This is a genomic window from Bacillus sp. JJ1474 (genome assembly GCF_036965225.1).
GTDB lineage: Bacteria > Bacillota > Bacilli > Bacillales > Cytobacillaceae > Cytobacillus.
The window spans coordinates 29124-30190 of record NZ_JBALPC010000075.1 but is presented as its reverse complement, the minus strand read 5'-3'; the positions used below and the strand labels follow the sequence as shown (position 1 = coordinate 30190).

General features: G+C 39.1%; 2 protein-coding genes. Both read left to right on the top strand.

Annotated features, from left to right (window positions below):
- Nucleotides 1–54: 54 nt before the first annotated feature.
- On the top strand, nucleotides 55–387 hold the full coding sequence (locus V7164_RS11085; protein WP_335344793.1) for a spore coat protein: 333 nt from the start codon (nucleotides 55–57) through the stop codon (nucleotides 385–387).
- A 101-nt stretch (nucleotides 388–488) separates the two neighbouring features.
- A complete protein-coding gene (locus V7164_RS11080) occupies nucleotides 489–1052 on the top strand; it encodes a DUF1273 domain-containing protein (RefSeq protein ID WP_335344792.1) in 564 nt (187 codons plus the stop codon).
- Nucleotides 1053–1067: the final 15 nt, after the last annotated feature.

Sequence of the window (1067 nt, the reverse complement as noted above, 5' to 3'; positions counted from 1 at the left end):
CCCATCTACATAGGCTGTTAATGTAAATAAATTATGGAGAAAGGGGATCTTGATATGTTTTGCGGACCAAGACCAACAAATATTTTACCTGCTTTTGTTTCACCAACTAAATGTTGTGTGAATCATAATTTCCAGAATACGATCGTTCCACATATCCATCCAAGTCATACAACTACTGTGAACCATCATAATTTCCAGCATGTGCATTCTTTCCCGCATACGCAATCAGTAGTTAATGAGGTGACAAACCAACAGTTTGTTGCACCAGCAGCACCTGGATTTGTACCTTCTGCAGGATATGGTGCACCTGGTCCAGGGGCAGTAGCTCCGGGCTTCGGTGTTCCGGGACCGGGAATGTACGGTGCAGGACCATATTTCAGAAAATAATCAAGGCGAGGGCATATTTGGATATGCCCTTGTTTTTATATATCCGGTGAGTGAGCAAGTATCATTTGAAATTATCATGTATACATAGAAAGGCTAGTGCTATGACTAAAGTTGCAATCATATCTGGCTATAAACCTTATGAAATCGGTATATTTAAAAATGATGATCCAGCTGTTCATATTATTAAATTGGCAATAAAAAACCAGCTCTTATCCCTATTAGACGAAGGGCTGGAATGGGTAATCATTAGCGGTCAGCTTGGTACAGAACTATGGGCTGCAGAGGTAGTGTTCGACCTTCAGCTTGAAGGCTTCCATGATCTTCAGCTTGCCGTAATAACTCCTTTCTTGAATCAGGAAGATACATGGAAGGAAGCAAATAAAGAATGGTATGAATCGATATTGGCACAAGCTGATTATATTGATTCTGTTTCGAGAAAGCCTTATGAAAAGCCTTGGCAATTCCGTATAAAGAACCAATTTTTTGTAGAAAAAAGTGATGTTCTGCTTTTGTTTTATGATACGGAGAAAGAGGGAAGCCCAAAATACTTATTTGAAGAAGCGAAAAGGAAGCAGGAAAAGAGTCATTATGAAATTAGAGTTATCAGTTTCGATGACTTACAAGTATTAGCTGAGGAAGTGCAAATGAAAGCCGAGTATGAATGATAAAGTGAAACTTCA